The following is a 1,757-nucleotide window of genomic DNA, read 5'->3' as shown; positions in this document are numbered from 1 at the left end:
TCCTGGGGCAGACCCATCAGGCTGACGGCCCAGGGGAACAGGAACGCGACCTCCAAGTCGAAGATGATGAAGAGGATCGAGACCAGATAGAACCGGACGTCGAACTTCATCCGCGCGTCGTTGAAGGCGTTGAAGCCGCACTCGTAGGTCGAGAGCTTTTCGGGGTCCGGCGCCTTGGGCGCCAGAACGGCGGCGGCCAGCACGAAGCCCAGGCCCAGAGCCGCCGCGATCCCGAGAAAGATGACGATCGGCAGGTACTGCAGAAGGAACGCGTTCATGGAGTCCTCGAAGGAGTCGCGCGCCCTTCTAGACCAGCAAAGCGCAGGGTTCAAACAGCGGATTGGGACGCCGAAGTTATGTGCGGCATCGCGCCCCGGTCGTAGCGTCGGACTCCTTTGGCGCCTCGTTTGATGCAAAGGCCGATTGGATAGCGCTCAGACTTGCAATTGCTTCTCAAATACAGACAAGAGCCCTTGTTCCGCACCGACCAGGGCCTAGGCTGCCCGGGGCCATCGGGAGGGCGTGGTGAGCGGCAAACCCTTTATCTACCGCGCATTGGACGCCATCGAGCGGTTGGGCGACCGGCTGCCGGACCCGGTCTTCATCTTCGCCTGGATCATCGGCGCCCTCGTGGCGGCCAGCGTGGCGGCCCAGGCCCTGGGGCTGAGCGCCGTCAATCCTGTGGATGGACAGCTGCTGCAGGCCGAGAGCCTGCTGACCCCGGCTAATATCCAGACCCTGCTGGTGGAGATGCCCCGCACGCTGACCGGCTTCGCCCCCCTGGGCTATGTGCTGCTGATCATGCTGGGCGCCGGCATCGCCGAGCGGGTCGGCCTCCTGTCGGCGGCGATTCGCGGCATGATGAGCCGCACGCCCCGGCGCTTGGTGACACCGGCCGTGGTTCTGCTGGGTCTGCTGGCCAATCATGCGGCCGACACCGGCTTCGTCATCCTCCTGCCCCTGGCCGGCGCAGCCTTCGCCGCGGTCGGTCGCCACCCCATCGCAGGCATCGCCGCGGCCTTCGCCGGCGTGGTGGGCAGTTTCGCGGGCAACCCCCTGCCCGGCCAGTTCGACGCCCTGATCCTGGGCTTGTCCGAGCCGGCCGCCCGGCTGATCGATCCGACCTGGAGCGCCAATCTGATCGGCAACTGGTATTTCACCGCCGCCGGCGCCCTGATCTTCGTTCCGGTGGCCTGGTGGGTGACCGACAAGGTGGTGGAGCCTAGGCTCGGCCCCTGGACTGCGCCCGAGGGCCTGCCGCCCCAGGACGCTCCCCTGTCGGCCCAGGAACGCCGGGCGCTCCTGTGGGCGGGCGTGGCGATCGGCGGCGTCATTGTGACCTGGGCGGCCCTGGCGCTCGCCCCCGGCGCGCCCCTGCGCGACGAAACCCTGGAGGGACCGGCCCGATGGACGCCCTTCTTCCGGTCTCTGGTGGCGGGGTTCTTCGTCCTCTTCCTGGCCGGCGGGCTGACCTATGGGCGGATGACCGGGAAGATCCGGTCTGATCGCGACGTGGTGGCCCTGGCCTCGGACTCCATGGCCGCCATGGCGCCCTATATCGTGCTGGCCTTCGCCGCGGCCCATTTCATCGCCATGTTCAACTGGTCGAACCTGGGGGTGATCATCGCCATCCACGGGGCCGAAGCGGTGCGCGCCACCGGCCTGCCCATTCCGGTGCTGCTCATGGCCATCGTGCTCCTGACCGCCGCCCTCGACATGCTGATCGGCTCGGCCTCGGCCAAGTGGGCGGCGCTGGC

2 protein-coding genes are annotated in these 1,757 nt (G+C 67.9%); one reads left to right on the top strand and one right to left on the bottom strand.

All coding sequences use genetic code 11. The features are described 5' to 3' along the window. Positions 1-278 (bottom strand): NADH-quinone oxidoreductase subunit A (gene ndhC / locus V7D28_RS15195; RefSeq protein ID WP_333588221.1); only part of this gene is annotated, 278 nt, incomplete at its 3' end. Between the two features lie 247 nt (positions 279-525). Here ndhC and V7D28_RS15190 point away from each other — a divergent pair. Continuing rightward, a partial coding sequence (locus V7D28_RS15190; protein ID WP_333588220.1) for an AbgT family transporter occupies positions 526-1,757 on the top strand: 1,232 nt, incomplete at its 3' end.

This window comes from Phenylobacterium sp., from assembly GCF_036723115.1.
Classification (GTDB): Bacteria; Pseudomonadota; Alphaproteobacteria; order Caulobacterales; family Caulobacteraceae; genus Phenylobacterium.
Note: the sequence above shows the minus strand (reverse complement) of the source record. Positions and strands in the feature narration are given on the sequence as shown.